At 72.3% G+C, this 25,808-nt stretch carries 23 protein-coding genes and 1 pseudogene; 9 read left to right on the top strand and 15 right to left on the bottom strand.

What is annotated here, in order from left to right; all coding sequences use genetic code 11:
- Nucleotides 1-448, bottom strand: a pseudogene (locus F8274_RS04720) (HAMP domain-containing protein); the annotation flags it as partial.
- Nucleotides 445-1,101: a response regulator transcription factor gene (locus F8274_RS04715; protein WP_192579705.1), complete on the bottom strand. Its 657-nt coding sequence runs from the start codon at nucleotides 1,099-1,101 to the stop codon at nucleotides 445-447. The pseudogene F8274_RS04720 and the gene F8274_RS04715, both read right to left, overlap by 4 nt.
- A 132-nt stretch (nucleotides 1,102-1,233) precedes the next feature.
- Between F8274_RS04715 and F8274_RS04710 the strand changes: the two genes are divergently transcribed.
- The 4 genes from F8274_RS04710 to F8274_RS04695 are packed head-to-tail and all read left to right on the top strand — an operon-like array spanning nucleotide 1,234 to nucleotide 4,842.
- Nucleotides 1,234-1,788 carry a hypothetical protein gene (locus F8274_RS04710; protein ID WP_151461037.1) on the top strand — a complete coding sequence of 185 codons (555 nt, stop codon included), beginning with the start codon at nucleotides 1,234-1,236 and terminating at the stop codon, nucleotides 1,786-1,788.
- Nucleotides 1,785-2,948 (top strand): efflux RND transporter periplasmic adaptor subunit, encoded by a 1,164-nt coding sequence (locus tag F8274_RS04705; protein ID WP_151461036.1) that lies wholly within the window; start codon nucleotides 1,785-1,787, stop codon nucleotides 2,946-2,948. The genes F8274_RS04710 and F8274_RS04705 overlap by 4 nt, the downstream gene beginning before the upstream one ends.
- On the top strand, nucleotides 2,945-3,637 hold the full coding sequence (locus F8274_RS04700) for an ABC transporter ATP-binding protein (RefSeq protein ID WP_151461035.1): 693 nt from the start codon (nucleotides 2,945-2,947) through the stop codon (nucleotides 3,635-3,637). The genes F8274_RS04705 and F8274_RS04700 overlap by 4 nt, the downstream gene beginning before the upstream one ends.
- The gene (locus F8274_RS04695) at nucleotides 3,634-4,842 is read left to right on the top strand and encodes an ABC transporter permease (protein ID WP_151461034.1); all 1,209 of its coding nucleotides are present in this window, start codon (nucleotides 3,634-3,636) and stop codon (nucleotides 4,840-4,842) included. The genes F8274_RS04700 and F8274_RS04695 overlap by 4 nt, the downstream gene beginning before the upstream one ends.
- Nucleotides 4,843-4,909: 67 nt before the next feature.
- Here the strand turns inward: F8274_RS04695 and F8274_RS04690 are convergent, their stop codons facing one another.
- On the bottom strand, nucleotides 4,910-5,755 hold the full coding sequence (locus F8274_RS04690; RefSeq protein ID WP_151461033.1) for a helix-turn-helix transcriptional regulator: 846 nt from the start codon (nucleotides 5,753-5,755) through the stop codon (nucleotides 4,910-4,912).
- A gap of 100 nt (nucleotides 5,756-5,855) precedes the next feature.
- On the opposite strand from F8274_RS04690, the gene F8274_RS04685 reads away from it, so the two are divergent.
- Entirely contained in the window at nucleotides 5,856-6,620 is a 765-nt protein-coding gene (locus F8274_RS04685; protein ID WP_151461032.1) for an SDR family oxidoreductase, read from the top strand.
- A gap of 26 nt (nucleotides 6,621-6,646) precedes the next feature.
- Here the strand turns inward: F8274_RS04685 and F8274_RS04680 are convergent, their stop codons facing one another.
- The 4 genes from F8274_RS04680 to F8274_RS04665 form a co-directional block, all read right to left on the bottom strand.
- Nucleotides 6,647-6,964, bottom strand: a complete 318-nt coding sequence (locus F8274_RS04680; RefSeq protein ID WP_151461031.1) for a barstar family protein — start codon at nucleotides 6,962-6,964, stop codon at nucleotides 6,647-6,649.
- 68 nt (nucleotides 6,965-7,032) lie between these two features.
- Complete coding sequence (locus F8274_RS04675) at nucleotides 7,033-8,463, bottom strand: pre-toxin TG domain-containing protein (protein WP_192579704.1); 1,431 nt, start codon at nucleotides 8,461-8,463, stop codon at nucleotides 7,033-7,035.
- 213 nt (nucleotides 8,464-8,676) lie between these two features.
- Nucleotides 8,677-11,067 carry a pentapeptide repeat-containing protein gene (locus tag F8274_RS04670; protein ID WP_151461029.1) on the bottom strand — a complete coding sequence of 797 codons (2,391 nt, stop codon included), beginning with the start codon at nucleotides 11,065-11,067 and terminating at the stop codon, nucleotides 8,677-8,679.
- On the bottom strand, nucleotides 11,064-12,665 hold the full coding sequence (locus F8274_RS04665; protein ID WP_151461028.1) for a nuclease-related domain-containing DEAD/DEAH box helicase: 1,602 nt from the start codon (nucleotides 12,663-12,665) through the stop codon (nucleotides 11,064-11,066). Before F8274_RS04665 ends, F8274_RS04670 begins: the two co-directional genes overlap by 4 nt.
- Nucleotides 12,666-12,939: 274 nt before the next feature.
- Between F8274_RS04665 and F8274_RS04660 the strand changes: the two genes are divergently transcribed.
- Together F8274_RS04660 and F8274_RS04655 are read left to right on the top strand one after the other, a co-directional pair.
- Entirely contained in the window at nucleotides 12,940-14,397 is a 1,458-nt protein-coding gene (locus tag F8274_RS04660; RefSeq protein ID WP_151461027.1) for an NYN domain-containing protein, read from the top strand.
- 8 nt (nucleotides 14,398-14,405) lie between these two features.
- Nucleotides 14,406-15,191 (top strand): hypothetical protein, encoded by a 786-nt coding sequence (locus F8274_RS04655; RefSeq protein WP_225853609.1) that lies wholly within the window; start codon nucleotides 14,406-14,408, stop codon nucleotides 15,189-15,191.
- Between the two features lie 268 nt (nucleotides 15,192-15,459).
- Here the strand turns inward: F8274_RS04655 and F8274_RS04650 are convergent, their stop codons facing one another.
- Nucleotides 15,460-16,788, bottom strand: a complete 1,329-nt coding sequence (locus F8274_RS04650; protein ID WP_151461026.1) for an AAA domain-containing protein — start codon at nucleotides 16,786-16,788, stop codon at nucleotides 15,460-15,462.
- 160 nt (nucleotides 16,789-16,948) lie between these two features.
- Nucleotides 16,949-17,590, bottom strand: coding sequence for a hypothetical protein (locus F8274_RS04645; RefSeq protein WP_151461025.1), 642 nt, complete (start codon nucleotides 17,588-17,590; stop codon nucleotides 16,949-16,951).
- A gap of 287 nt (nucleotides 17,591-17,877) precedes the next feature.
- Between F8274_RS04645 and F8274_RS04640 the strand changes: the two genes are divergently transcribed.
- Nucleotides 17,878-18,573 carry a hypothetical protein gene (locus F8274_RS04640; RefSeq protein ID WP_151461024.1) on the top strand — a complete coding sequence of 232 codons (696 nt, stop codon included), beginning with the start codon at nucleotides 17,878-17,880 and terminating at the stop codon, nucleotides 18,571-18,573.
- A 138-nt stretch (nucleotides 18,574-18,711) separates the two neighbouring features.
- Nucleotides 18,712-19,638: an NAD(P)-dependent oxidoreductase gene (locus tag F8274_RS04635; RefSeq protein ID WP_151461023.1), complete on the top strand. Its 927-nt coding sequence runs from the start codon at nucleotides 18,712-18,714 to the stop codon at nucleotides 19,636-19,638.
- Between the two features lie 44 nt (nucleotides 19,639-19,682).
- On the opposite strand, the gene F8274_RS04630 is transcribed toward F8274_RS04635, so the two are convergent.
- The 6 genes from F8274_RS04630 to F8274_RS04610 form a co-directional block, all read right to left on the bottom strand.
- The gene (locus F8274_RS04630; RefSeq protein ID WP_151461022.1) at nucleotides 19,683-20,543 is read right to left on the bottom strand and encodes an aldo/keto reductase family oxidoreductase; all 861 of its coding nucleotides are present in this window, start codon (nucleotides 20,541-20,543) and stop codon (nucleotides 19,683-19,685) included.
- A gap of 62 nt (nucleotides 20,544-20,605) precedes the next feature.
- Complete coding sequence (locus F8274_RS31150) at nucleotides 20,606-20,770, bottom strand: hypothetical protein (RefSeq protein WP_192579703.1); 165 nt, start codon at nucleotides 20,768-20,770, stop codon at nucleotides 20,606-20,608.
- A gap of 124 nt (nucleotides 20,771-20,894) precedes the next feature.
- Nucleotides 20,895-21,455, bottom strand: coding sequence for a hypothetical protein (locus F8274_RS04625; RefSeq protein ID WP_151461021.1), 561 nt, complete (start codon nucleotides 21,453-21,455; stop codon nucleotides 20,895-20,897).
- Between the two features lie 130 nt (nucleotides 21,456-21,585).
- Nucleotides 21,586-22,149, bottom strand: coding sequence for a hypothetical protein (locus F8274_RS04620; protein WP_151461020.1), 564 nt, complete (start codon nucleotides 22,147-22,149; stop codon nucleotides 21,586-21,588).
- A 355-nt stretch (nucleotides 22,150-22,504) separates the two neighbouring features.
- On the bottom strand, nucleotides 22,505-24,856 hold the full coding sequence (locus F8274_RS04615) for an acylase (RefSeq protein WP_151461019.1): 2,352 nt from the start codon (nucleotides 24,854-24,856) through the stop codon (nucleotides 22,505-22,507).
- Nucleotides 24,857-25,015: 159 nt separating this feature from the next.
- Nucleotides 25,016-25,801 (bottom strand): Clp protease N-terminal domain-containing protein, encoded by a 786-nt coding sequence (locus F8274_RS04610; protein WP_151461018.1) that lies wholly within the window; start codon nucleotides 25,799-25,801, stop codon nucleotides 25,016-25,018.
- Between the last annotated feature and the right edge of the window lie 7 nt (nucleotides 25,802-25,808).

Below are 25,808 nucleotides of genomic sequence, written 5' to 3'. Positions count from 1 at the left end.
CCTCGTCGCGCGGCCCCCGCAGCGCGATCCGCTCGTGCAGCCCCCGCCCGCCCGCGTCGGCGGCAGCGATCCGCCGGGCGGTGCCGGTGATCTGGTGCAGCGGCTGCAAGGCCCGCCCGGCGATCAGCCACCCCAAGCCGAGGGCGACCGCCGAGATCAGCAGCAGCGCCACCCCGCCCTGGGTGAGCAGCGACTCCAGCGCGTTCCGCTTCGCCTCGTCCTGGGCCTCGCGGAGCAGGATGCGCACCTGTTCCATCGCGCCCGGGGCGGGCACCTTGGCAAAGGGGGCAGCCTGGACGATGTCGGTCTTGGCGATCACGCCCGTCAACGGCTCCCGCATCCGCTGGTCGACCAGCACGTACGTGACGGCGAGCAGGACCACGCCGGCGAGCAGCAGGAGCCCGCCGTGCACCAGGGTCAGCCGGGCCCGAATGGTCAGTCGTTTCATGGGATCTGGTACCCCACTCCCGGCACCGTCTCGACGACCTGCGGGTCGCCGAGCTTGCGGCGCAGCTTCATCACGGTCACCCGCACCACGTTGGTGAACGGGTCGATGTGCTCGTCCCAGACCCGGTCCAGCAACTCCTCCGCGGAGACCACCGCCCCGCCGGCTCGGACCAGCTCCGCCAGCACCGCGAACTCCTTGCGGGACAGCGCGACGTACCGGCCGTCCCGGTAGACCTCCCGGCGGGCCGGGTCGACCACGACGCCGGCCCGGCTCAGTCTGGGCGGTGCCGCCGGCCTGGCCCGCCGGGCCAGCGCGTGCACCCGGGCCGAGAGTTCCACAAGCGCGAACGGTTTGACCAGGTAGTCGTCGGCGCCCAGGGCCAGCCCGGCCACCCGTTCCCGGACGGCCGCGGCGGCGGTCAGCATGAGCACCCGGGTTTCCGCGCCGCTGTCCACCACGGCCCGGCACACGTCGTCGCCGTGCACCACCGGCAGGTCCCGGTCGAGCACCACCACGTCGTAGTCGGTGACGCCGAGCCGTTCCAGCGCCGCGTCCCCGTCGTACGCGACGTCCACGGCGAACGCCTCCCGGCGCAGCCACTCGGCGATGGAGTCGGCCAGCAGCGTCTCGTCCTCGACCACAAGCACTCGCACGTCTCCCATGGTGCCGCGCCCGCGGATAACGCCGGCGTTAACGCCGGCGGTTACGCCCGGGATACCGCCGCTGCGGTCGACTCGTCCGTATCGGCCGGCGATCGGCGCCGGCCGGAGGGAAGGAGTTGTGCCATGCGCCGACGAGTGTCGGGCACACTGCTCGTCCTGCCCCTGCTGCTGGGTCTGGCGGCCGCCGGCTGCGGGGGCGCCGACCCGGACGGGGAGCGGGTGGCCACGGCCGGCGGCGGCGCGGGCGGCGCGTCGCCCAGCGCCAGCATCGCCCCGGTCAGCGACGAGGACCGGCAGCGCGAGTTCGCCAGGTGTATGCGGGAGAACGGGGTTCCGGACTTCCCGGACCCCGAGCCCGGTGAGGGCGGCGGCTTCCGCATCCGGATGCCCGCCGGCACCGACAAGGGGAAGATCCAGGCGGCCATGGAGCAGTGCCGGAGTCTCATGCCCAACGGCGGCAAGGCGCTCAAGCTCGACCCCGAGCAGGTGGAGAAGGTACGGAAGCTGGCCCGCTGCATGCGGGAGAACGGCGTACCGGACTTCCCGGACCCGGGCCCGGACGGCAGCATCGAGCTGAAGGGCGGCGCCGGCGTCGACCCGGAGAACCCGGCCACCCGGGCGGCGCTGGAGAAGTGCCGCGAGGACGGCGCTCCGCTGCTCATGAAGAGGACCTCATGACGGCGGGCACCACCGCGCCGGACGAGGCGACCACCGCCGCCAGCCCGCCGGCCGTCGCGCCGGCGGCCGTCGGACGCAGCCGTCGCCGCGGCCGGGCGCGTACCCCTCTCGTGGTGGCCTCGGCGGTGGTGGTCGCCGCCGCGGCGGGCGTCACGGCCGCGGTGGCCGCCGGTGACCACGACGGGGGTACGGCGGCGCGCGCCGACCTGCCGCCGGCGACCGCTTCGGTCACCCGGCAGACCCTGGTCGACTCGGAGAGCTTCGACGGGACACTCGACTACGGCGCCAGCCATGGCGCGGCCCCGCGCACCGGCGGCACCGTCACGTGGTTGGCTGCCACCGGTAGCCAGGTCACCCGGGGCAGGCCGCTGTTCGCGGTCGACGACGCCGAAACGGTGCTGCTGTACGGCAAGCTGCCGGCGTACCGGACCCTGGGTCCCGGCGGGTCCGGCGAGGACGTGCGCCAGTTCGAGCGGAACCTGAAGGCGCTCGGCTACACCGGGTTCACCGTCGACGACGAGTACACCTCGGCCACCGCCGACGCGGTGCGGAACTGGCAGGAGGACCTCGGCGTGCCCGAGACCGGCCGGGTCGAGCTGGGCCGGGTGGTCTACGCCGAGGGCGCGGTCCGGGTGGAGAGCCACGCCGCGGAGCCCGGCGACCCGGCGCAGCCCGGGCAGGCGGTGCTGACCTGTACCGGCACCACCCGGGTGGTGACCGTGTCCCTCGACGTGGACGACGAGCGGCTGGCGAGGAAGGGCGCCAAGGTGACCGTCTCCCTGCCCGACGGCAAGGAGGTCGCCGGCACGGTCGCCGGCACCGAGACGGTGATCGAGACCGGCACCGACGGCGGGGCGGGCGGCCAGGGCGACCCGGAGACGAAGATCGAGGTCACCGTGACGGCGGCCGACCCGAGGGCGCTGACCGGGTTCGACCAGGCCTCGGCCAAGGTGGCGTTCACCGCCGCCGAGCGCCGGGACGTGCTCACCGTGCCGGTCGCCGCGCTGCTCGCGCTGGCCGAGGGCGGCTACGGCGTGCAGCTGGTCGAGGGTGCCGCCACCCGGATCGTGGCAGTGGAGACCGGGTTGTTCGCCGCCGGCCGGGTGGAGATATCCGGCGGGGGGCTCACCGAGGGGGCGACCGTGGGGATGCCGACATGACCGGCGGGACGGTCGTCGAGCTGACCGACGTGACCAAGGTCTATCCGGGGGTGCGGGCCCTCGACGGGGTCTCCCTGACCGTCCGGTACGGCGAACTGGTCGCCATTGTCGGCCCCTCCGGGTCGGGCAAGTCCACGATGCTGCACCTCATCGGCACCCTGGACCGCCCGTCCGCCGGCCGGGTACGCATCGACGGGCACGACGTGGCCGCGCTCGGCGACCGGCAGCTCTCCGCGCTGCGGTCCACCCGGATCGGCTTCGTCTTCCAGCAGTTCCACCTCGCCCCGAACGTGCCGGTGCGCGACAACGTCGCCGACGGGCTGCTCTACGCGGGCGTACCCCTTCGGGAGCGGCGGCGACGCGCGGAGGCCGCGCTGGCCCGGGTCGGGCTGGGGCACCGGCTGGACCACCGGCCGCACGAGCTGTCCGGCGGCGAGCGACAGCGGGTGGCGATCGCCCGCGCGGTGGTGGGCGCGCCCGCCCTGCTGCTGGCGGACGAACCGACCGGCAACCTGGACTCGGCGTCCGGCGCCGGGGTGCTGGCGCTGCTGCGCGACCTGCACGCGACCGGGACCACCATCGTGGTGATCACCCACGACCTGGAGGTCGCGGCCGGCCTGCCCCGCCGGGTCCAGATGCGCGACGGCCGGATCGTGGCCGACCACCGACCGGTGGAGGTGCCGGCATGAGCGGCCCGGTCAGGCTGACGCCCGCCCGGCTCCGCCCCCGGGACGTCCTGCGGGTCGGCGGCGTCGGGCTGCGCACCCGGCCGCTGCGGGCCTTCCTGTCGGCGCTCGGCATCGCGATCGGGATCGCCGCCATGGTGTCGGTGGTCGGGATCTCCGCGTCGTCCCGGGCCGAGCTGGACCGCACGCTCGCCGAACTGGGCACCAACCTGCTCACCGTCGGCCCGGGCAACACCCTCTTCGGCGACGACGCCCAACTGCCGGCGGAGTCCGTGGCGATGATCGGACGGATCGGGCCGGTGCGGGGGGTCGCCGCCACCGGGCTGCTGTCGGACGCGCGGGTGTACCGCTCCGACCTGATCTCGCGGGGCGAGAGCGGCGGGATCGCCGCCCGCGCCGCCGGCCTGGAACTGCGTGACACGGTCGGACTGGAGGTGGTCAGCGGAACCTGGCTGAACGCCGCCACGGCCCGTTACCCGGCGGTGGTGCTCGGCGCCACCACGGCCCAGCGGCTCGGCATCGGCGCTGCCGGGCCGGACGTCCGGGTCCAGGTCGGCGGGCGTTGGTTCACCGTGGTGGGAATCCTGGCGCCCGCGCCGCTCGCGCCGGAGCTGGACCTGTCGGCGCTGATCGGCTGGGATGCCGCGAGGTCGTACCTCGGCTTCGACGGGCACCCCACCACGGTCTACACCCGGACGTCGGAGACGGCGGTCGAAGCGGTACGCGCGGTGCTCGCGGCCACGGCGAACCCGGAGGCGCCGAACGAGGTGAAGGTCGCGCGCCCCTCGGACGCGCTCGCCGCGAAGCAGGCCACCGACGATGCGTTCACCGGGCTGCTGCTCGGTCTCGGCGCGGTCGCCCTGCTGGTGGGGGGCGTCGGCGTGGCGAACACCATGGTGATCTCGGTGCTGGAGCGGCGTCCCGAGATCGGCCTGCGCCGGTCACTCGGGGCCACCCGCGGGCAGGTCCGCACCCAGTTCCTGGCCGAGTCGCTCCTGCTGTCCGCCCTCGGCGGGCTCGGCGGGGTGCTGCTGGGCAGCGCGGTCACGGCGGCCTACGCGTTCTCCCGGTCGTGGCCGGCGGTGGTCCCGGCCTGGGCGCTCGGCGGCGGAGTCGGCGCGACCCTGGTGATCGGGGCGCTGGCCGGGCTCTACCCGGCGATCCGAGCGGCGCGGCTCGCGCCGACCGAGGCGCTCGCCACGCCGTGAGCGCCGGCTGGCGGGTCGTGGCGGGATGACCGGCCACGACCCGCCGGCCGGCGGATATCAGCCCCAATCAGGTGCTTGCCGGGAAGCGTTCGTGTCCCAGCACGGCGAGCAGCCGCAGCTTCTCGTGACCCTCGCTGCGCGGCGGCGCGGTGAGCACCAGCAGGGCCTGGGACTGGTCCTCGGTGAACAGCACCTGGCAGTCCAGCTCGATCGGGCCGAGCTCGGGATGGATGAGCGTCTTGTGGTCGGCGAAGCGCTGGGCGACCTCGTGCCGCTCCCACAGCTCGGCGAACTCGGGGCTGATCTTCTGCAGCGCCCGCACCAGCTCACCGGCCCGCGACTGCGGCCCCATCGAACCGTACGCGGCGCGCAGGTTGGCGACCTGGGCGCGGCTCTGCCGGTCGCGGTCCTCCTCCGGGTACCGGGACCGCTCGGCGGGGTCGGTGAACCACCGGTAGATCTCGCTGCGGGCCAGCCCCGTGTGGCCCGACCGGTCCCCGAACAGGGCCTCGGCCATCCGGTTCTGCACGAGGATCTCGCCCAGGTTGGAAAGGATGAGAGCCGGGGTGTCCGCGAGCCGGTCCAGCACCCGCAGCAGCGCCGGGGCGACGTGCGTCGCCGTGGCCATCGACGCCGGGGCGTTGTGGCCGGCCACCCGGAACAGGTAGTCGCGCTCGTCGCGGCTCAGCCGCAGCGCCCGGGCCAGGGACGCCAGCAGCTGCGGGCTCGGCTGCGGGCCGCGCTGCTGCTCCAGCCGGGTGTAGTAGTCGGTCGACATGGTGGCCAGGGCGGCCACCTCCTCGCGACGCAGGCCCGGCGCGCGCCGGCGGGCGCCCGTGGCCAGCCCGACGTCCGCGGGCTGCAGCGCCTCGCGGCGGCGGCGGAGGAAGTCGGCCAGGGCTGCGCGGTCCATGATCCCAGTATCCGCCTGCCGCCTGGGCCAACCAGGGATTGCCGATCCCCCGATAACCGGTCTCTGCCCCCGAACCCTCATGGTGGGCCAGGCTCAAGGCATGAACATCTCCGGAAACACCATCTTCATCCCGGGGTCGACGAGCGGTATCGGCCTCGCCCTCGCCCTCGAACTCAAGGCCAGGGGCAACACGGTGATCATCGGCGGCCGGCGCACCGACCTGCTGGAGAAGGTCACCGCCGAGCACCCCGACATCCACACCGTGGCGATCGACACGGCGGACCCCGCGAGCATCGCCTCGGCGGCCGCTCAGGTGCTGGAGAAGCATCCGGACCTCAACGTCCTCGTCACCATGGCGGGCATCATGCGCGTCGAGGACTGGCAGCAGCCCGAGTCGTTCCTCGACACGGCCGAGGCGACCGTGACGACCAACCTGCTCGGCCCGATCCGCCTGATCGCCGCGTTCATCGAGCACCTACGGGCGCAGCCGGACGCCACGATCATGACCGTCTCCTCGGGCCTCGCGTTCGCGCCACTCAAGGTCACCCCGAGCTACAACGCGTCGAAGGCCGCCATCCACATGCTCAGCGAGTCGCTCCGGCTCCAGCTCGCCGACACGACCGTCAAGGTCGTGGAACTGGAGCCGCCGTCGGTGCGTACCGCGCTGATGCCCGGGCAGGAGACCAGCGAGTTCGCCATGCCGCTCGACGAGTTCGTGGCGGAGGTCATGGCGCTGATCGAGGCGCAGCCGGACGCCCGGGAGATCCAGGTCGAGCGGGTGAAGTTCCTCCGCTACGGCGAGGCGCGCGGCGACTACGACCAGGTGGTCGCGACGCTCAACGCGCACGACCCGCACGGCAAGTGACAGCCGACGTACCGGCGAAGAGCACGCTAGTCGCGGTAGTGGACCGTGCACTCCCACGCGGGCTCGCCCCGGTGCGCCGCCTGGTAGTCGTCGAACAGCTCGCGCAGGATCCGACTGTCGCGGGGCAGTCGCTCGGACAGCGTGGCCCAGCCGGTGAAGGTGATCTCGCGAGGCAGCTCCACCATCGTCCGGATCACGTCGTTGAAGCCGGACCAGGTCCGCGAGGTCCAGCCGGGGAAACGCAGCTCGCGGCGCAGGACGGTGTGCAGCTGGTCGGCGTCGTACACGCCGGACAGGTCGATGGTCAGACGTTCCGGCGGGGCGGGGTCCTCGTCGTGCGGCATGTCGACTCCTGGGGGTCGGTGCGGAGTGGCGGGGAGCCGGCGACCGGCCGGCTCCCCGCCGGAACGGGCTACCTGTAGCGGCCCACGTAGTAGACCGACTCGTAGTGGTCGGGCGTGACGTACATCAGGCCGTCGCTGGAGTAGAGCAGCCGGGTGCCGGGGTTCTTCGCCCGGGTCATGGCGTAGTTCTGGCCGATGTCGGCCTCGTACCAGACCCGGCTGGGCGCGTCGGGGAGCACCAGGTCGTCGTTGCGGAACACGTCGCCGCCGAGTGCCTTGCCCGGGGCGCGCGGAGCGAGGGCCTTGCCCTTCTCCCAGCCGTACCGGGAGCTGGCCTCCGCCTGGGTGATGTAGTTCGGGGGGAGCTTGCCGGTGCTGCGGAGGCTGTCGACGACATCGTTGCCCTTCTGCATCGCGTCGAAGACCCCGCGCAGCCGCGCCGCGTTGTAGACGCTGTCGGCGCCCTTGTAGAGCGGCTTGGCGTAGCGGATCAGGACGATCGCGCCGAGGGCCCGCTCGACGCCGCTGAGCGGTTGACCGGTGACCAGGTCCCGGCCGTAGACCGCCTCGCTGACGCCCTTGACGTCGCCGACGCCGGGGATCAGGTCGGCGACGAGCGAGGCAAGCGCGTCCTCCAGCGGCCGGCCAGCGAAGTCGGCGAGGTCGTACTGCGGCTGGACGGCCGTGTGCCGGTCGTAGGCCTCCCACAGCCCGTCGAACAGCCGGCCGCCGATCCCACCGAGGCCGGTGAACGAGGGGGCGAGGAGGCGCAGCCGGGCCACCGCGGCGTTCGCCTCGGCCAGTCCGGCGTTGGCCTGCTCGACACCCTTGACGGCCTGCCGCATTCCGGCGTTCGCCCGGGCGATGCCGGCATTGAGCTGGGTCATGCCCTGGTCCGCCAGCGCCAGCCCGGCGTTCATCTCCGCGAACGCCTGGTTGACCGTGACCATGGCGCCGTTCATCTGTCGCAGCGCCGCGTTGGCCTGGGCGGCCCCCTGGTTGGCCTTGTCGAGATGCTTGTTGATCTCGGGTAGGGCCGTCGAGGCGTCCGCGAACAGCTCGCCCAGCTCGGCCGCCACCCGCAACCATTCCCCGATGGCGCCCATGACGCTCAGTGGACGGCCGACCTGCCGCTCCATCGCCGCGTGCAGCTCCGCCAGGTTCCGGCCGCCGGCCGTCAGGTCCGCCTCGACCCGTTGCGCGAGGTCACGGGCGTCGGTGGCGGTGGCCACCGCCGCGGACCGGAAGATGTCCACGATCTCGACGTAGAGCGCCAGCCGGCCGATCACCGAGGCCACGTGCAGGCCGGCCTCGTCCAGGCAGTCACCCACCCGCGTGATCCGGTCGGCCAGGCTCGGGGCGCCCTCACCCGCGGCCAGGCACGCCCGCAGGACCTCGACGGAGTATCCGGCCTCCTCCGCGCACTCCCGCAGGTTGGCCACCCGGCGCAGCAGCGACGAGCCTCCCTCCCGGTCGAGGCAGGTCGTGAAAGCGCCCATCGGGTCCTGCGTGGACCGTCCAGGCCCGGTGTCGGACGCCGCCACCGCGGGATCCGGAACGGCGGCTACCACGGCCATCAGGAGCGCCAAGAACGGCGCGACGAACCACTTCCTCACGTACGACTCCTCATTGTTGTACTGACCGGTCAGTACAACAGAAGCCGTGCGGAGTTCCAAAGCGCCTGCTAACGGCCGAGCGCAAAGGGTCGGCGCTCAGTCGAAGGTGGCGGTCGTCGGGTTCTCCTGAACGACGTGGGCACACCCCTCCACCCGGCAGGTGTCCTCCAGCAGCGACCGGATGGCCGGGGTCACCCGCAGGTTCTGGGCGAACCCCACCATGTCCGCGTAGAGCTGGCTGTGCGTGCGCTCGTACCGGCGGCGCTTGGGAATGGCGGTGAGGAAGCCGGCTCGCACCGCGCCGTTGAGCACGGACGCCGGGTCGACGATCCGCCGCCCCGACAGCAGGCCCTTCTCGTCGAGGGAGTCACGGCGGTAGTGGCCGTCGGGCCGGACGAACTTCAGGAACAGGAACCGCAGTTGAAGGGCGGTGGGGCAGGGGCCGACGAAGGGGTGCTCCCGGCGCCCGTCCGCGCCCAGCAGCTTGACGAAGTCCGCGACGTCCTCGATGGCGGTGCGCGAGTCGATCTCGACGGAGACGAAGCCGGTCAGGTGCCCGAAGTCGGCCTCGGCGAGGGTGGGCAGGCAGGCGTCGAATCGCGTGCCGTGCAGCGTCGCGTCGGACAGGTCGCAGCCGGTCATGACGCAGTTGGTGAAGCGGGTCGACTCCAGGTTCGCGCCGCGGAAGCTGACGCCGGCCAGCGACAGGCCCGAGAAGGTGAGCCCGGACAGGTCCTGGCGTTCCAGCGGAGCGTGGATCAGCAGGCGGGCGCAGTCGGGCAGCCCGAGGAGCACCTGGAGGATGTTGCGGAAGGCCGTGGGGGTGGCGGTGGCGCTGGACAGCCGGGTGAGCAGTTCCTCCCCGGCGGCCAGTTCCTTGATCCGGGCGCACAGCACCCGCAGGGCGAAGGAGTCGGGCGGGAACGGGCGACAGTCCAGCAGCTGCGCGAACCGCACCGGATTGACGGCAAAGTATTGCGCGGCCCGGATCCCGATCTGGTGCTCGAAGATCACGTCTTGCGCGAAGCGCACCCGCTGCCGCTCCGACGCGGCCCGGAAGACCGGCAGGCGGCAGATGGCCGCCGTGCACCGTTCGCGCTCGGGGTCGGACAGGTCCGAGGGAATCACGAACTCGGCGAGCTGGCCGATCTCGTCGATCGGCACGCCGCGGTTGTCGTTCTCCAGCTCGGCGACGGCGACGTGACTGATGACGTCGAGCAGGTCGTGCCGGGAGACGACGTTCTCCTGCAACTGCTCCTTCTTGTACTCGCGGTCCATGATCGCGTCGACGGCGTCATAGACCAGGTCCATCTCGGAGTAGTCGTCCGGTATTCCGTCGGTCTTGCCCTCGGCGACGCGCTCGGCGAGCAGCTCGGCGTAGTACGGCGTGCCGCAGAGCTTCATGAGCTGGGGCTTCGCGTCGAGGATCGAGAGCAGATCGCGGTCCTTGTCCTGCAGGCGGATGCGCGCGAAGGTCCGGATCGACTCGGGCCGCCACGGCAGCAGGCGGAACTCCTCGACGTACTCGTGGGCCACCGCGAGGAAGTCCCGCAGCGCCTGGTTGGAACTCAGCAGCGAATCCCGGACGCAGAGCAGGATGCGCGGTGTCGTCGGGTTGTCCGGCCGGGCGACGATCTCGTGGATGTACTCGAAGAAGCCCGGGTCCTGGGCGATGACCTCGTCCAGCCCGTCCAGCAGCCAGCTCGCGAACCCCCGCGTGAGCATCCACTGGAACGTCGGCTGCTTGACCGGCCGCGCGACCTCGGTCTGCAGCAGCGCGTCGACCATGGGACCCAGCGCGGGCGCACTCGCCAGCGCGGCGTAGTCCGGCAGGAGCGGCAACGGCCGGTACGCCCGCCGCAGCTGCTTCTTCGCCTTCTGGAAGTTGGTGTACAGCGTCGCGAACAGCGACTCGAACAGGACGCTCTTGCCGTACCCGGCCGGAGCGGTCACCAGCACGATCGGACGGTCCCAGTCCCCCGGGCTGTCGAAGCGGCGAGCCAGCTCGGTCATCAGGTCGCTGCCCACCACTCCGGTTCCCACCGCCTTGAAGGGTTGGGGGGTGCGCCCGCGCGCCTCCGACTCTCCGTCGCGGCGGAGCTGCTGCGCGGCCGTCCCCGCCAGGGCCGACACCGATGTGTCGTCCCACTTGAACCGGGCGTCGAAGAACTGGATCGGGACCCGGATGTCGACGTTGTACTCGTGCTTGGCGACTCTCCGGAACTCCGTCGACAGCCCCTGAGTGGACTCCACCAGCAGGAACTTCGCACCCGGCGTGCGCGCCTCCTCGGCGAAGCGCTGCTGGAGGGTCGCCTCGCGGCGATGCAGCTCCTCGGCGTCCGGGACGGCCGGGCACCACACCGTCATGTGCTCGCTGTTGTCCGCGTATGCCGCGCGCCTGGCCCGGACGACCTCGCCCCGCAGCTCCCCGGGAACCGACCAGCCCTCCGACTCCAGGAAAGTGACGGCCTCGTCGTACAGCGTCATGAACCATCCTCCATCAGGAATCGAAAGGGCTCCCACCGGTCCGCCCGGCCGACGACGTGCAGGTAGGCGCAGGCCCGGCTGACCGCGATGTAGCTGGTCGTCCAGTCCTCCTCGCCGTCGTCGGCGTAGACCACGGCCGGCGCCTCGCAGCCGTGGAACTGCCGCACCGTGCAGACCGCCAGCTCGTCGCCGCGCAGCCCGTTCATCGTCCGCACGCCCCGATCGGCCAGCGTCCGGCGGATCGCGGCCTGGTTCGCCGTCGTCGACGTGAGCAGCACCACCTGGGAGGCCGGCAGGTCCTTCAGGATCTCCTGCACGGCGTCCGCGCAGGCCGACGCCAGGTCCCCCGGGCCGCCGCTGAGGCGCGGCGCCCGCCCGGCCGGGCCGGTGACGGGCGTGTGCGCTCCCGAGATCCGTGCGACGAGCTTCGCGATCGGCAGGACGTTGCGGCAGTTCTCGGTCAGCCAGAACTCGTTGAACGACCCGTCGGGCCGTGGGCGCCACGTCCCGGAGGAGTCCCGCTGGTACGGGTCGGCGAACAGCACCACCGAACCGTCGGGGCGCACGAGCTCCCGCAGGGCGTCCAGCAGGTCCTCGTCGTGGCTCTGCGCCTCGTCGACGATGAGGCAGTCCAGCGGCTTGCCGTACGCCTCGGCGAGGGCGAGCACGGTGACCCACAGTTGCTCGCCCTCGTACTCGCGCAGGCGATCGGCGCCGTACAGGTCGCACAGCACGTCCTCCGGATCGCCGGAGCTGACGCCCTCCACCCGCAACCTGCGCCGGATCTCCAGGCGCAGGTTGCGCTGCTGTCCGATCACCGCGACCCGCAGCCCCCGGGCGGCCAGCTCGCGCGCCCGCTCCTGGGCGAGCACCGTCTTGCCCGTGCCGGCCGCGCCGAGGACCAGTGAGGCGCGCTTCTTGGAGGTGCCCTCCAGCACCTCGAGCTGGCGACCGGTCAGGCGGATCTGGCGCTGGGTCAGGCGGGCGAGGTCGTCGGATGCCAGATCGACGTCGTAGCGGAGGGTGCGGGCGACCACCGCGGTCGGCGCGATCGCCTCCAGGGCCTTCGCGAAGTCCGACTGGGTGGCCCAGCCGTGCTGGTCCCAGTGGGCCATGACGCGTTCCACGAGCACCGGCGCGTGCTCCAGGGCCGCCGCGGTCAGCACGATCGTGTCTGGTGCGTGCGGACCGAGGTTGCCCGAGGGCCGGCCGTCGGCGAAGACGACGCAGTGCCCGGCCGGTACGTGCCGGATGCCGGCGGCATCACGCAGCCACCCGGCCAGGGCGTACTTGTTCCGGACGGCCTGGTCGAACGGGTCGGCATTCAGCGGCGCGTCACCGCCGCGGCGCTGGGCGAACCACTGCCGGCCCTCGACCCGGTAGGAACCGTCCTTGACCTCCATGATCAGCAGGCCGCGCCCGGGGTGGAGCAGGACGAAGTCCGCCTCGCCCATCCGCCACCGCGGCCGGCCCGCGTCGAAGAACGTGAGGCTGTGCAGCACGAACCACGAGTCGCTGAGGGACCGGAGCTTGTCGAAGACCGCCCGTTCCCCACGGGTGGCGTTCGGTCGTAGGTGCTTGGGATAGAAGCGCGCCACAGTCCCGCCTCCCCGACGCGGGCCGTGCGACGACTGTGGTGACGGCCCAGGAATCCACATTGTCCGCTCGTGCGCCGGCTGTCGCGCTCCACCGGACTTGCGGTCTTCTGTGGACGATCGGTCATGTGGAGGTCACGTACAGCGAACCGAACGCCCCGGCGACGTCGCACAAGTGATGTACATCGTGGCCGAACGGATGAAGAAGCAGCCTGGGGACACGGGGGCAGAATTCGGAAATCAATCGCGCCTCGATGAGCTCACGGAGGAGCCGCAGATGGCCGTCGGAAACAAAGGTGTCCTGCTGGTCGACTGGGACAACCTGGCCGGCGCGATCATCGGGCGCGGCCACGTGGTGGAGCGGGGCATCGTCGACGCCCTCTGGAGCGACGCGACGAACCGGTGCGGCGGCCACCTCCAGTACAAGCACATGGCCGCGACGAAGTTCGACGGCAGCATCTCGACGGCGATGGCGGAGCACCTCATCGACGACGATGTGGTGGGCAGCGCCAAGGAGCAGGCCGACATCCATCTGACCGTGCTGGCGATGGACTACCTGCACCAGGACTGCGGCCAGTTCGTCCTGGTGACCGGCGACCAGGACTTCATCCCGCTGATCCGGCGCCTGCTGCGCGACGGCTGCCGGGTCACCGTCGTCTACGGCGACCGGGACCGGCTCTCCCCGCAGTTCCGCGGCATCCTCACGCTGCCCGGGCTTGACTCCATCTGCATCGACGACATCTACACGCTGAAGAAGCCGCCGCGGGCCACCTGCCGGTCGCTGCTCGGCCTGCTCGAACTGCAGCGTCGCGGCATCATCCTGGGCGGCAAGGAGCAGGCCGACCGCACCTCCACCCTGGCCCGCTGGGGCATCCTGGAGAACGAGGACGAGAGCCAGTACTGGGCGCTCATCGAGTCACTCGGTCACAAGGTCGTCCGCACCGACGCGGCGGTGCGGGCCAAGGAGCAGTTCCTGCCCCGCAACGCCACCCGCACCTACGTCGACGTCGGCTCCGGCCGGTTCGCCGATGTCGTGACCATCGACTACGTGGTCCGGCGGCTCGCCGCGCGACCCAAGGGCCTGACCGTCACGGAACTGCGCGCCGGCCCCCTCCAGGCGGACACCGGCTCCCGGCTGCTGCGCGCGCTCGACGCGCTGACCGCCGTGCAGCTCGTCCGCAAGGGCGCGGACGACACGTACGCGGTGACCGTCGACGATCTCGCCCTGGGCTACCTCGAACCGCTGTGGCGGGTCCACGCCGGCCTGACCATGGAGTGCTTCCGCACCCAGAGCCGGACCATCCCGTTCCGCCGCCTGCCCGGCCTGCTCAGCGCGAGCGGCGTCGGGCAGGGCTCGGAGAAGTTCAACGCCGGCCTGGTCAACCGGGTCCTGAAGTACGCGAGCGCAGCCGGCGTCGTGGACGCCGTCGCGGTCGGCGGCGCCCGCCACGCGCTGGCCACGAACTCACCGTTCGCCCGTCCCATCGAGGACGCCTACCACGAGCTCTACCGCGCCTTCGTCGGGCGGACCCCGAGCCCCATACCGGAGAGCGAGATCCTCGAGTTCATGGCGGTCAAGGACCGGACGCGGGCCGAGCCGGTCTTCGGGTACGACCAGCGTGACCGGCACCGGATCCTGCGCGTCCTGGCCCAGTCCCGAGCCATCACCTGGCGGAGCGAGAAGGTCACCATCCCGCAGACGCGGTGGGGCGACGCCGGCTCGTCGTTCGCCTAGGAACGCGCGTGCTGCGCCGTACCTGGACCCGGCTGCGCCGTACCTGGCCCTGGCTGCGCGGCACCGGCAGACGCGGGCTGGTGCTCGCCGGTAGATACGGGCTGGTGGTCGCCGGGGCGCTGGCGGTCTGCGCCGCCGGCACGGCCCTCGTGGTGGCCTTCACCTGGCGGGCCCAGCGGGCGACCGCGGTCGCCGGCTCGTTCGCCGCCATCGCGTCCACCATCGGTGTGCTGGCCGCGATCTACCTCTCCCGTCAGGCGCTGTCCCGCACCGACCGGCAGCTCACCGAAACGCGCCGGTCACTGGTGCTGAGCCGGTACCCGCTCCTGCTGCCGATCCACCAGTCCGTGGCGTTCCCGGACTCCGGCGGCATGCTGGCCCAGCACCCACCCGCCGAGGAGCGCTTCGCGCTGACCTCCGCGCCCGCCCCGGCGTACGCGTTCCTCGCGGTCGCCAAGGACCGGTTCCTCGTCCCGGTGGAGAACGTCGGCGAGGGGCCGGCGCTGCGCATCCGAGGGACGTTGTGGTGCTCGGACGGGCGCAGCGGCCCGGTCGACGGCGTGCCGGCCCTGGGCGCGGGCCGGACCGGCGTGATGGCGGCGGTGATCCGCGCCGACGGGCGGCCGCTGCCGGAGGAGTTCCACTCGGCTTCCGCGCACGACGGCGTCGCCTACTGGCTGGATCTCGACTATGAGGACGTGTTCGCGAACCCGCGCCGGACGGTGGCGCTGTTCGACCCGCGCGGGATCGGCGCCTGGCACTACGTGCAGGGACACGAGCCGGGGACGCTCTGACCGCGGTTGTGGCGGAACCCTGCGTCGCGGAACCCGGAAAAGTGAAAGCCCCAGCACGGAGGCTGGGGCCGGGTATTGAGACGGATCGAACGATGACTACATTTCAGCTCATCATCGCCAGCCACCATCTCCCCTATGAGTAGAGGCTACGGACACGCTCCGCGAGCGTCAACTCGGCCACCCGTCCGTGTCTGCTCCCCGATCAGCCATCGAAGAGCGCGATTCGACGGCGGCGGCCGACCATCAGTAGCCCGCTGGCTCGTGCGCCTCAGCGGGCGCGGTGCGCGGCCAGGTGGGCGAGCATCGTGTGGTTGGCCTCCCAGCCGTCCGGGAACTTCACCGGCACGTCCAGGTGCACCCGCTCGGTCGACGGGTGCGCGTCCAGCAGCTCGGTGATTCCCGCCCGCGCCACCACCACACACGCGTGCCGGTGCCGGGACGCCAGCACGCAGAGCCGCCCCGACTCCAGGTGGAACGCGGTCGCGTCCCGCCGGCCGGAGAGCGGGTGCAGCACGATCGTCACGTCGTACTCCCGGCCCTGCAGCCGGTTGGCCGTGTCGACGGTGATGCCCGCGCCGGCCGCGCCCAGGTGCTGCCGGATGGCCGCCACCTGGTCGCGGTGCGCGGCGCCGACGGCGATCCGGTCCGCGGTCACCGGCACGCCGCCGGGCGCCTGCTCGTCGAACCCGACCGGTTTCCGGTCCAGGAACCGCAGGGCGAGGGCGGCGCAGGCGGCCGCGGCATCGGAATCGGTACGCGGCGTGTGCCGGGCGGGCAGCTCGTGCAGCGCCCAGCCGGCCGCGGCGGCCACCTCGACCGTCGCGTCGTAGGGGTCGCCCGATCCCGGCCCCGGCTCGGTGAGGGCCAGCGCCCGGTCGGCCCGCCCGGTGCCGGCACGGAAGCCGGTGAACGGGTAGAACGCGGCGGCCACCACCGGCGCGGCCGTGGCGGGCAGCCGCCAGGACACCGGCAGCCGGTGCACCGGCAGCTCCGGGTTGTGCCGCAGCAGGGTGGCCACCGCCGACTGCATCGGATCCCAGGTCAACCCGGTCCAGCGCGCGGTCTCGACGGTGGAGAACGGGTCGAGCTGCCCCGGGTCGCCCACGAACAGCGCCCGCTCGAACCTCCCGGCCACGCGCAGCAGCGCGTCCGACCGCATCTGGTACGCCTCGTCGACGATCGCCCACGGCCAGACACCCTCGGCGACGGTGGCCCACTTGGCCGCCGTACCGATGATGACGGCCGCGCCACCGAGGTCGGCGACCTTGGCGGCGACCCGGACCGTCTCGTGGCCCTTCACCCGGTCGGTGGGCTGGTAGTCGGTGGCGGAGAGCCGGCCGATGGGCAGCTCGGGGGCTTTGCGGGCGAGCCGGTCGATGAGGTCGTCGACCTGCTCGTTGGTCTGTGCCACGACGATCAGCGGCTCGCCGGCGGCGGCCAGCTCGACGGCGGCGCGGACCACGAGGGTGGACTTTCCGGCGCCGGGCGGGGAGTCGACCACCACGCCGCGGTGGTCGCCCGAGCGCAGGTCGGCCAGCACGGCGGTGATGACCCGCTCGGCCTCGACGGCCGGTGGAGCTGCCAGTTCCGCGAGCATGGACCACCCTCCCCGAGCCGACTGCCGCGCCCCGCCACCATACGAGCCGGGTCCGTCAGCGGCGGCGCTCCCCCACCCGGCGACCGGCCGTCAAGCCGGGCTCGTTGTTGTTCCAGCCGGCAGCCGGGCGGCGGCGTTTCTGCCACCCAGCCGCCGGGCGTCAAGCCCACTGGTCGTGGAACAGTGCCATCTCCACCTCGTCGGGCTCGATGCCCCGGCGGTGCGCCTGATCGGCCGCCCAGCCCAGGTAGGCCAGCCACTCCTCCGACACCCAGCCGGACTCGCGTCGCACGCCGGCCTCGACGGGCAGCCGGCTCCGAACAACGCTGTCGAGGATGAGGGGCTGCCGACCTCCTGCGCCGCGCCGGTAGCCGGCGAAGTAGAGCAGCTTGGTGAACAATCCGGGGCCGAGCCTGGGCAGCCTGGACCCCTTCGGGTCACGCAGGCGCTGGTAGGCGGTGCGCAGGGCGTCCTCGTCCGGCGCGGGCGCGCGCAGGCCGTCGAGCGCGTGTGCCAGCCGCTTGCCGTCCGGATCGCTCTCCAGCGACCGCAACGTGCGCCACGGGCCGTAGCCGATCGGACCGTAGCCCCACATCAACACCGCGCTCAGCAGCTGCCGTGGAGTCGCCGCGCCGGCACGCCAGGCGTCGGTGACGGCGAAGACATCGCGCCGCCACACCTTGCCGACATCGGGGAACCCGTCGGGCCACGCGTCCGGCGGAAGCGCCTCGCGCCACCTGTCCGGGTGAATGGTGACGGGCTTCACCTCGCCGGGCAGTGCGGGGCTGGGCGGCTGGCTCACGGCGTCCTCCTCGCTGTGATGGGGATGCCCCGACGCTATGGGCGGTGCCAGGGCTGAGACTGCCCCCGACCCGGCAGGTGGCGGTATCACGTCGCGCCGTGGTTCTGCGCTCCCGGCAAGCTCTGTCTGGCGACCAGCCACCCGCGCACCCGGAAGGTGACTTCTTTTCCGATTTGGCCGTCGCGCAGATTCGCCGCCATACGATCACCGGAGCGCTGAGCGCTGTCGCGCGCCGGCCTGGTAAAGCTGCGGAGGGGGACATGGCATCGAGCCGTACACTTCGGACTGTGACGTCGGCGGTCGTCGGCGGCTTGATCGCCCTCGCCGTGACCGCGCCGGCCATGGCCACGGCCTCTTCGCCTATCGACGCGGCCGTGGCGGGCGGTTTCACACCGGCACCACCGGAAGAGCCGCGGCCCCCGCTACTTCCGGCGGATTTCCAGGGCACGGGCCGGTACATCGTCCGCGACCTCGGCATCGATGTTCCCTTCACCTGGCAGGGACGGAACGGCAACAGCCAGATGATCGCCGGAGGGCCGGAGTACCCGATCTGGTTCACCAACCTGATCTACGACAACACCCTCTACACGCTCACCTACAAGTGGCCGGGCCTCCCGCAGGACCCGCCGCAGCCCTGCCATCAGGCGGGGTTCTTCAACCGGCAGATGTTCAACGACCTGCTGAAGACCGCGCGATTCGTCGGACCGGAGATCCTGCAGGGGAACAACGCTCGGCACGTCGACCACTGGCGGGTCGGTGCCGTTGTGGGCTCCAGCCAGCCGGGAGAGTTTCCCCGGATTCCGCTCGCGCTCGGTGACATCTACGTCGACCAGAGGGATCCGAGCCGGTGGTGGCAGGTGCTGCATTTCGGCATCCAGAACCTCTACGATCCGGCGCTGGACGAGTGGTTCACGATGAAAACGTTCTGGCACCAGCCGGGGCAGGTGACGCTTCCCGACCGGTGCCTCCCTTCACCGGCTTGATGCGCGGGTAGCCCCTTCTCCCCGGTGGCTCGGCAAGAGGTTGCCCCGGTCTGGCTGTGCGGACGAAGCCCGACGGCATCACATCTCCGGCCGGTCGCTCGTCTACCTGGGTGACACCTGCAGAAGGGAACCCCCGCCATGAGAGTTCTGCTCGCGGGCGCCTCCGGCGCCGTCGGTCGGCCCCTCACCCGCCAGCTCATCGCCGCCGGCCATCAGGTGGTCGGGATCAGCCGCAGCCCTGGCAACGCCGAGCGGCTGCGCAACGCCGGCGCCGAGGCCGTGGTGGCCGACGTGATGGATCGGGAGAACCTGCTCGCCGCCGTACGGGACGTGCGGGCCGACGCGGTCGTCCACGAGTTGACGGCGCTGGGCACCACGAAGATGGGCGAGGCGCTCCAGGGTACGAACGCCCTGCGTACCACCGGAACGGCCAACCTGCTCGCGGCGGCGCGGGCGGTCGGCGCCCACCGCTTCGTCACCCAGTCGATCGTGCTCGGCTACGGATACCGCGACCACGGCCCGCGCGTGATCAGCGAGGACGACCCGTTCGGCGAGCCGGTGGGCGGCAAGCTCGGCGAGGCGGTGGCGGCGATCCGCGCCACCGAGGAGCAGGCGTTCGCGGCCGACGGGATCGAGGGCGTCGCGCTGCGCTACGGGTTCTTCTACGGGCAGGACCGCATGACCAACATGATCGTCAACCTGGTGCGCAAGCGCCGGCTGCCGGTGCCCTCCGGGGGCGGCTGCGCCAACTTCATCTACCTGGAGGACGCCGCCGCGGCGACCGTGGCCGCGCTGGAGAAGGGGCGGGCCGGGCAGGCGTACAACATCGTCGACGACGAGCCGGTGCGCTGGGGCGACTACCTGGACACCCTCGCTGCCGCGTTCGGGGCGCGCCGGCCGTGGCGGGTGCCGAGTTGGATGCTGCGACCCATCCCGTACGCGCACGCCATGATGACCACCTCGATGCGCGTCTCAAACGGCAAGGCCAAGCGGGAGCTGGACTGGGCCCCGGCGGTGCCGACGTACCGGGAGGGCATTCCGCTGATCGCGAGGGCGACCGGCTGAGTGCCGGCCGCCAGTGTTCCCGGTGGCGCGCTCGGCGTTGCCCGTCAGTCGATGCTGTCCAGCTCGCTCAGGGCGTCATCCGGGAGGGCGAGCGCGGCGGCGGCGACGTTCTCGCGCAGGTGCGCGACCGACGAGGTGCCGGGGATGAGCAGGATGTTCGGGGACCGGTGCAGCAGCCACGCCAGCGCGACCGCCAGCGGGGTTGCCTCCAGGCGGGCGGCGACCGCGTTCAGCTCCTCGGACTGCAGCGGGGAGAACCCGCCGAGCGGGAAGTAGGGCACGTAGGCGATGCCCTGCCCCGCGAGGGAGTCGACGAGGTCGTCGTCGCGGTTGGCGATGTTGTAGAAGTTCTGCACGCACACCACCGGCGCGATGGCCTGCGCCTCGGCGACCTGGTCGGCGTTGACGGTGCTGAGCCCCAGGTGCTTGATCATGCCCTGCTGCTGCATCTCCGCGAGGACCGTGAACGGCTCCTCGATCGAGCCGGGCGTGGGCCGATCGAACCCGCCGACGCGCAGGTTGACCACGTCGATCACGTCGAGGCCGAGGCGGCGCAGGTTGTCGCGTACGGCCTGGCGGAGCTGCTCGGGTGCCAGGGCCTGCGGCCAGTTGCCCTCGGCGTCGCGCAGCGCCCCGACCTTGGTGACGATGTGCAGATCATCGGGGTACGGGTGCAGGGCCTCCCGGATGATCTCGTTGGTGACGTACGGGCCGTAGTAGTCGGACGTGTCGATGTGGTTGATGCCTAGCTCGACGACCTCGCGCAGCACGGCGATGGCTGCGTCACGGTCGGCCGGTGGACCGAAGACGTGCGGGCCGGCCAGCTGCATCGCGCCGTACCCCATCCGGGTGACCGTCAGATCCCCCATGCGGAACGTGCCACCGGGCAGGCTGGTCGACGTCATGCGGCTTCCTCTCACCGTTGTCGCAAATCCGCGAGGTTCCCGCAGACGGAGCCAGCAAACCCTCACGCCGGCCGGGAACGCCCCGTCGCGCGCGGACCGTTGGCAGCCGCCGCCCGCAAGATCATGATCGATCCGGGTGGCGGGGACGACATCGCCGCCTCCCGGCGCAACTCATCGCCGATTTCAGCGGCGTGGCGCTCGGCCACCGCGTCGTAGCTGCGGCGCATACCCATAGGTGTCCTTCCTCCCGCCAACGCCGCTCCAGGCGCGTGCCGGCGCCCCGCCATGCGCTGCGTTCCGGTTTGCGGACCGACACAGCTCACCAGAGCAAGCGGCGCTGTGGACTCGCCGTCACCGGCACGAAGGGTCGTCGAAGTCGGCCTCGTCGGCCCGGGTCATGTCGAACGAAGCCGTCGGTGAACCGGATCCGGCGGCGACCGTGCCATCGGCGGCCAGCGTGGTGAACGACGTCCGGACCCGGAGCAGGTCGCCGTCCCAGTCGCCGTCGAGTTCGTTCAGGCGCTGGCCCGGCCCCTCGTCCTTGGAGCGGGTGTGCAGCGAGAAGCGGGTGCCCCGATAGTTGATCGGGTCCCCCCAGATCTCGTAGGTCTCGGCCCGCCCCGCCTGGCAGACCTTGATGCCGCCCTGGAGATCGGGGCAGTCGCCGCACCGGTCGGTCGCGCTGGGCTCGTCGTCGGTCAGGTGCAGCACGACCCGCCGGTCGTCGCCGGGGCCGTACGCCACCACGCCCTGCCAGTAACCGGTCAGCGCCGGCCGGCCCGGCAGCGCCAGGGCCCACGGGTTCGCCGCAAAATGAAGCCCGTATACCAGGCCGAGGCCGACGACGATCAGCCCGGCGAACATGGCGAAGAAGCGCACCTTGTTGGGCTTGCGCCGCGGTCGGACGGCCATCCGAATCTCCTTCGAGTCGGCCCGCCCACACCGTACGCGCCACGATCGTTCGCCCGCCGCCCCATCACCCGGGGCTGTGGATCAAAAGCCGCTGACCGAGCGCATGGCACCGGCCTGGCGGAGGTGACGATCAGCCAGTTCGGTCGTCAGCGGGACGCTGGTCGGTCGACGGCTGCGCCGCCAGCCGGGGCTCCACATCCTCCGGCAGCTCGGCACCGCAGAGCGCGCAGACGTAGTCGTCGTCCCGGATCAGGTTGCGCTCGCCGCAGTCGAGGCAGCGCCGGAAGACGACGGCCACGGTGAAGTCGTCCGGGCGGTCGATGCCCGCGCGGTCGAGGGCACCCGCCACTGCGGTCCATGAAGTGGGATCGGGGCAGTACCCGGTGGAGTGGTTGCTCACCTCGGTGACGACCCAGCCGCCCCGCTCACCGGCGAAGCCGATCTCCCCGGCGCCGAGGACCTCCCCGCCGCCGGCGCAGGCGACGTGCTCGCTGCGTCTCGGCGCGAGCCGTAACGTACCGCCGGTGTCGACGACGTAAGTGAACGGCTCGTCACGGTCGCGGGGATCCGCGGCCACCAGGTAGGTGTCGAGATCGCCCGGCGATCGGACGGGCCTGCCCTCGGGCGCGCCGGCGACGGACGCCTGCACGTCCGCCGGGCCGACGTAGCGGTATCGACGCTCCGCCCCTACCACGCTGCCGACCCTACGCCGGTGCGGCCGAGCACGGCGGAACGCCGCGGTCCAGCGGGCGAGAGTCGCGAGGAAGGGTCCGGGCAGGACCTTGTGGTCCTGCCCGGGCGCCCGGTTGTCATTGGTGCGTGCCGTGGGTGTCAAGCACGATGGCGACGGTGATCAGCCCGGCGTCGACCAGCCCGGTCGAGCTGAGACGGTCGCCGAGGAACAGCGCCGCCACTGACGGCGAAGGCCAGCCGCTGAGCGACAACCTCCTGTCCACGGCTCCGATCCTCGCCCTGCACAGCGGGTTCGGAATCGGCCCGGCGGCCGGCCGGTTGGCCGGCCGCCGGGGCTCGGAGTCTCGCCGGGGCGGTCAGTGACGCCGCTCCCCCACCCGGTAGGTGACCAGGTTGGGGTCGGCCCGCAGCTGCTTCTCGGTGTACTTGATGGTGTCCCAGCCCTTGCCCGAGTACAGGCGGGTCTGGTCGGCGTACCAGGGTGAGTTCGGGTTGGCCGACTGGGAGTAGGTGAGGATCTGCCGGCCCGACGGCCCGTTTCGGCCCAGCTCGACGGCCATCACGAACGACGAGCCGTGCTGGACCTTCGTGTAGCCGACGCCGGGCTGCAGCACCCCGATGATCATGTTGAAGACGCCGGCTTCCGCGCGGCCGCCGTGGATCGGGATGCGTTCGCCGCCGCGCGGCTCGGTCTGGATGTCGCCGAGCCGGGCGTCGAGCGGGATGCCGTCCAGCTTGCGGACCGCGTTGGCGAGAGCGGTGCGTACCCTCGGGTCGTCGACGGCGAGCCGGCTCGGCGTGGTGAGGGGAGCGGCCGGGTCGAATGGGTCGGCGAAGCGCAGGCCGCCGGCCAGGGCGAACTCGGTGAACAGGTGCGCGCCCCGGCTGTCGAGGTTGACCTTCAGGTCCCAGCCGCGCAGGGCGGCGCAGGCGGCGGTCAGGTCGACGGTGGTGCCGTCGGAGGCGGTGGCGGTCGGCTGCGCCTCGCAGGCCCGGACCAGGTCGTCGCGGACCAGCTCACCCCCGTACGCCCGGTCGCGGAACGTCACGTCCCACAGCTTGCCGGTGGTGAAGCCCTTGCCGGGGAGCCCGTCGGTGCCCGCGATCCGCTGCTGCACCTGGTGCACGCCGAGCCGGGTCCGCAGGCTGCGCGGCGTCCGCTCGTCGCCGATGATGCGCGGGTAGCCCTCCAGCGGGCGGGCCGGGTTGGCCAACCAGTAGCTGTCGTTGGAGTTGGTCACGTAGTCGCCGCGGACCAGCGCGGGCAGGTTGCCCGGGCCGAGGATGCCGGGCACCGCGGCATCCGGGTCCCGGCCCAGCTCACAGGCGGAGCGGGAGCCGTCGAGGACGGCCTGGCCGCTGCTGGCGTACAGGGGCTGGAAGGGCGCCGGGATGCACGCGGCCGCGAGGGAGCCGGTGACCCGGGGCACGACGGAGTGGTCGGCGTAGAGGGCGCGGCCGTCGCGGTCGGCGGCGATGACGTTGACCCAGGGCAGGAACTGCCGCCGGTCCAGCACCGCCCGCAGCTCACCCACCGACTTCGCCCGTCCCATGGCGAGCCAGCCGTCGAGCGCGCGGTTGTTGGCGGCGTTGACGTCGGTGATCGCGTACGCGGCCTGCGCCGTCCAGTCGAAGGTGCCCGGCACCACGACGACCGGGCCGAAGTGGGTGTCGTAGAAGGTACGGGTGACCGGCCCGCCCGGCGTCTGGACGGTGACGGTGCGGGAGGTCATCTTCCGGGGCTGACCGTCGTAGAGGTAGCTGGTCGGGTCGCCGGGCACCAGGGTGAGCCGGTGCCAGACGAAGCGGCGGGCGGTGGAGACGGTGTGCGACCAGGCGATCCGGCCGTTGTGGCCGATCTCGACGATCGGGTCGCCGACCAAGGCCGCGCCCTCGACGTCGTAGCGGCCGGGCACCTTGAGGTGCATCCGGTAGAAGCGCTCGCCGCCGTCCCACGGGAAGTGCGGGTTCGCGAGCAGCATGCCCGCGCCGCTGGCGGTGGCGTCACGGCCCAGGCCGTACGCGTTGCTGCCCACCCCGGCCGGCGCGCCGTCCCGGGCGGTGACGACGGCTTCGGCCTGCGGGGCGCTGCTCTTGTTCGTGGTGGGCGGCGCGCTGGTCCCGGCGGGCGGTGCGGCGGCCACGATCCCGTCGGCGAGAGCGCCGGAGCTGGCCCGGATCATCCGCGTCCAGTTCGCCCGCCACATGTCCAGCTCGGTGATCGGGCGTACCCAGTCCTTCCCCTTGCAGGCCGGGTCGGTGATCTTGTTCTTGGCGCCGCGGAGGTAGGCGTTGTAGCCGGCGACGAAGCCGCGGATCTGGTCGCGTACCTCATTGGAGGGTGCGTGGAGGCCGTCGCGCGGGCCGGTCAGCCAGCGTTCGGCGGCGCGGGCGTCGATGGCCTTCTGGTGGAACAGGTCGCTGGTGACGTTGCTGGTGGTCGCGCCGAACCAGCGGGATCGCTGGGCGTTGACGGTGACCATCTGCTCGGCGATCAGGCAGATGTTGTCCTCGGCCTGGACGTGGCCGACGCCGTAGCCGAGGCTGGCGAAGTCGTGGGCGGTGATGTGCGGTACGCCGTACGAGGCGCGCTGGATCAGGGCGGAGTAGCCGCGGCCGTGGGCGGCGGCGGTGCCGGCGTTGATGGTGAGGCCGGCGGCGACCAGCCCGATGGCGGTCGCCGCCGCTACGAGTGGACGCGTCCTCATCGGGCGCTCTGGTGGTGGTGTGGACGGAACATTGGACGTCCTCCCCGGGTAGTGACTGTCCAGATCCGACCGACGCTAGCTGTGAAAGTTGCTCAGGTCACGCGTTGATCGTCGCCGATTACCCTCATCCCGTCCATGGCCGTGCCGGCGCTCGAGGCTTTACTGCTCGGGCAGGTGGCGCTGGGCGTCGGCACGCACGCTCGCCGGGTCGACGTCGAGGAGACGCAGCAGCCGAGCTGCCGGACCGGCGGGGTCGGCCAGCAGCTCGACGAGCAGGTGGGTGGTGCCGGCGTACGGGTCGCCGCGCCGGAAGGCGGCGAGGCTGGCGCCGCGCAGCGCGCTCAGCTCGCTGCGGCCGTGGGCGGGCGCGGCGAACGGCGCCTTGGGCTCGTGCCAGCCCTTGTCGGGCAGGCCGTCGAGCCGCCGCTCATCATCGACCGACGGCAGGCCGGGCAGGGCGTGTACGGCGGCTCCGGCCGTGGCGCCGTGGCTGACGAGGATCTCGCCGGCCTGATTCCACCGGTGGACGTCCGGCCGAACCGGGCGCCCGTCGCGCAGCAGCTCGTCGTGCATGGCCAGCACCGCCATCAGTACGTGTGCGCTGGTCACCACGTCGGCGCCCGCCCGTACCGCCAGCTGTCTCGCTCGTTGCTCGACGAGCAGGAGCATCGGATGGCCGTACCGGGCGCCGTGCCGGCGGTACGGACGGCCCAGGAACGCCCCGGTGACCAGCCGGACGAGGGCCAGTCGCAACGGTTCGGTGGCCCCGGGCGCACGGTGGGGCTCCACGATCCGCGGGAGGGTCAGGTCATCGGCCGCACTGCTGCGAGGGGTGACCGGCAGCCGGCGGGCCACGCGCCGCACCTCCTCGTGGAGATCGCTGCCCGGCCCGGCTGGGCTGCCCGCGGCCAGGGTCAGGACCCGGACGGCAGCGGCGTCGGGCACGCTGAGC

Source organism: Micromonospora sp. AMSO31t (genome assembly GCF_008868175.1).
Taxonomy (GTDB): domain Bacteria; phylum Actinomycetota; class Actinomycetes; order Mycobacteriales; family Micromonosporaceae; genus Micromonospora.
This window is presented reverse-complemented; position numbering and strand designations above follow the sequence as displayed.

Excerpts from the sequence above, each read along its gene's own strand:
- F8274_RS04630 (WP_151461022.1), bottom strand. The coding sequence starts at position 20,543 with ATGACGTCGACCAGCCTGCCCGGTGGCACGTTCCGCATGGGGGATCTG.
- F8274_RS04635 (WP_151461023.1), top strand. The coding sequence starts at position 18,712 with ATGAGAGTTCTGCTCGCGGGCGCCTCCGGCGCCGTCGGTCGGCCCCTC.
- F8274_RS04675 (WP_192579704.1), bottom strand. The coding sequence starts at position 8,463 with ATGGGCGCTTTCACGACCTGCCTCGACCGGGAGGGAGGCTCGTCGCTG.
- F8274_RS04705 (WP_151461036.1), top strand. The coding sequence starts at position 1,785 with ATGACGGCGGGCACCACCGCGCCGGACGAGGCGACCACCGCCGCCAGC.
- F8274_RS04670 (WP_151461029.1), bottom strand. The coding sequence starts at position 11,067 with ATGACGCTGTACGACGAGGCCGTCACTTTCCTGGAGTCGGAGGGCTGG.
- F8274_RS04690 (WP_151461033.1), bottom strand. The coding sequence starts at position 5,755 with ATGGACCGCGCAGCCCTGGCCGACTTCCTCCGCCGCCGCCGCGAGGCG.
- F8274_RS04685 (WP_151461032.1), top strand. The coding sequence starts at position 5,856 with ATGAACATCTCCGGAAACACCATCTTCATCCCGGGGTCGACGAGCGGT.
- F8274_RS04680 (WP_151461031.1), bottom strand. The coding sequence starts at position 6,964 with ATGCCGCACGACGAGGACCCCGCCCCGCCGGAACGTCTGACCATCGAC.
- F8274_RS04695 (WP_151461034.1), top strand. The coding sequence starts at position 3,634 with ATGAGCGGCCCGGTCAGGCTGACGCCCGCCCGGCTCCGCCCCCGGGAC.
- F8274_RS04700 (WP_151461035.1), top strand. The coding sequence starts at position 2,945 with ATGACCGGCGGGACGGTCGTCGAGCTGACCGACGTGACCAAGGTCTAT.
- F8274_RS04615 (WP_151461019.1), bottom strand. The coding sequence starts at position 24,856 with ATGAGGACGCGTCCACTCGTAGCGGCGGCGACCGCCATCGGGCTGGTC.
- F8274_RS04660 (WP_151461027.1), top strand. The coding sequence starts at position 12,940 with ATGGCCGTCGGAAACAAAGGTGTCCTGCTGGTCGACTGGGACAACCTG.
- F8274_RS04710 (WP_151461037.1), top strand. The coding sequence starts at position 1,234 with ATGCGCCGACGAGTGTCGGGCACACTGCTCGTCCTGCCCCTGCTGCTG.
- F8274_RS04650 (WP_151461026.1), bottom strand. The coding sequence starts at position 16,788 with ATGCTCGCGGAACTGGCAGCTCCACCGGCCGTCGAGGCCGAGCGGGTC.
- F8274_RS04625 (WP_151461021.1), bottom strand. The coding sequence starts at position 21,455 with ATGGCCGTCCGACCGCGGCGCAAGCCCAACAAGGTGCGCTTCTTCGCC.
- F8274_RS31150 (WP_192579703.1), bottom strand. The coding sequence starts at position 20,770 with ATGCGCCGCAGCTACGACGCGGTGGCCGAGCGCCACGCCGCTGAAATC.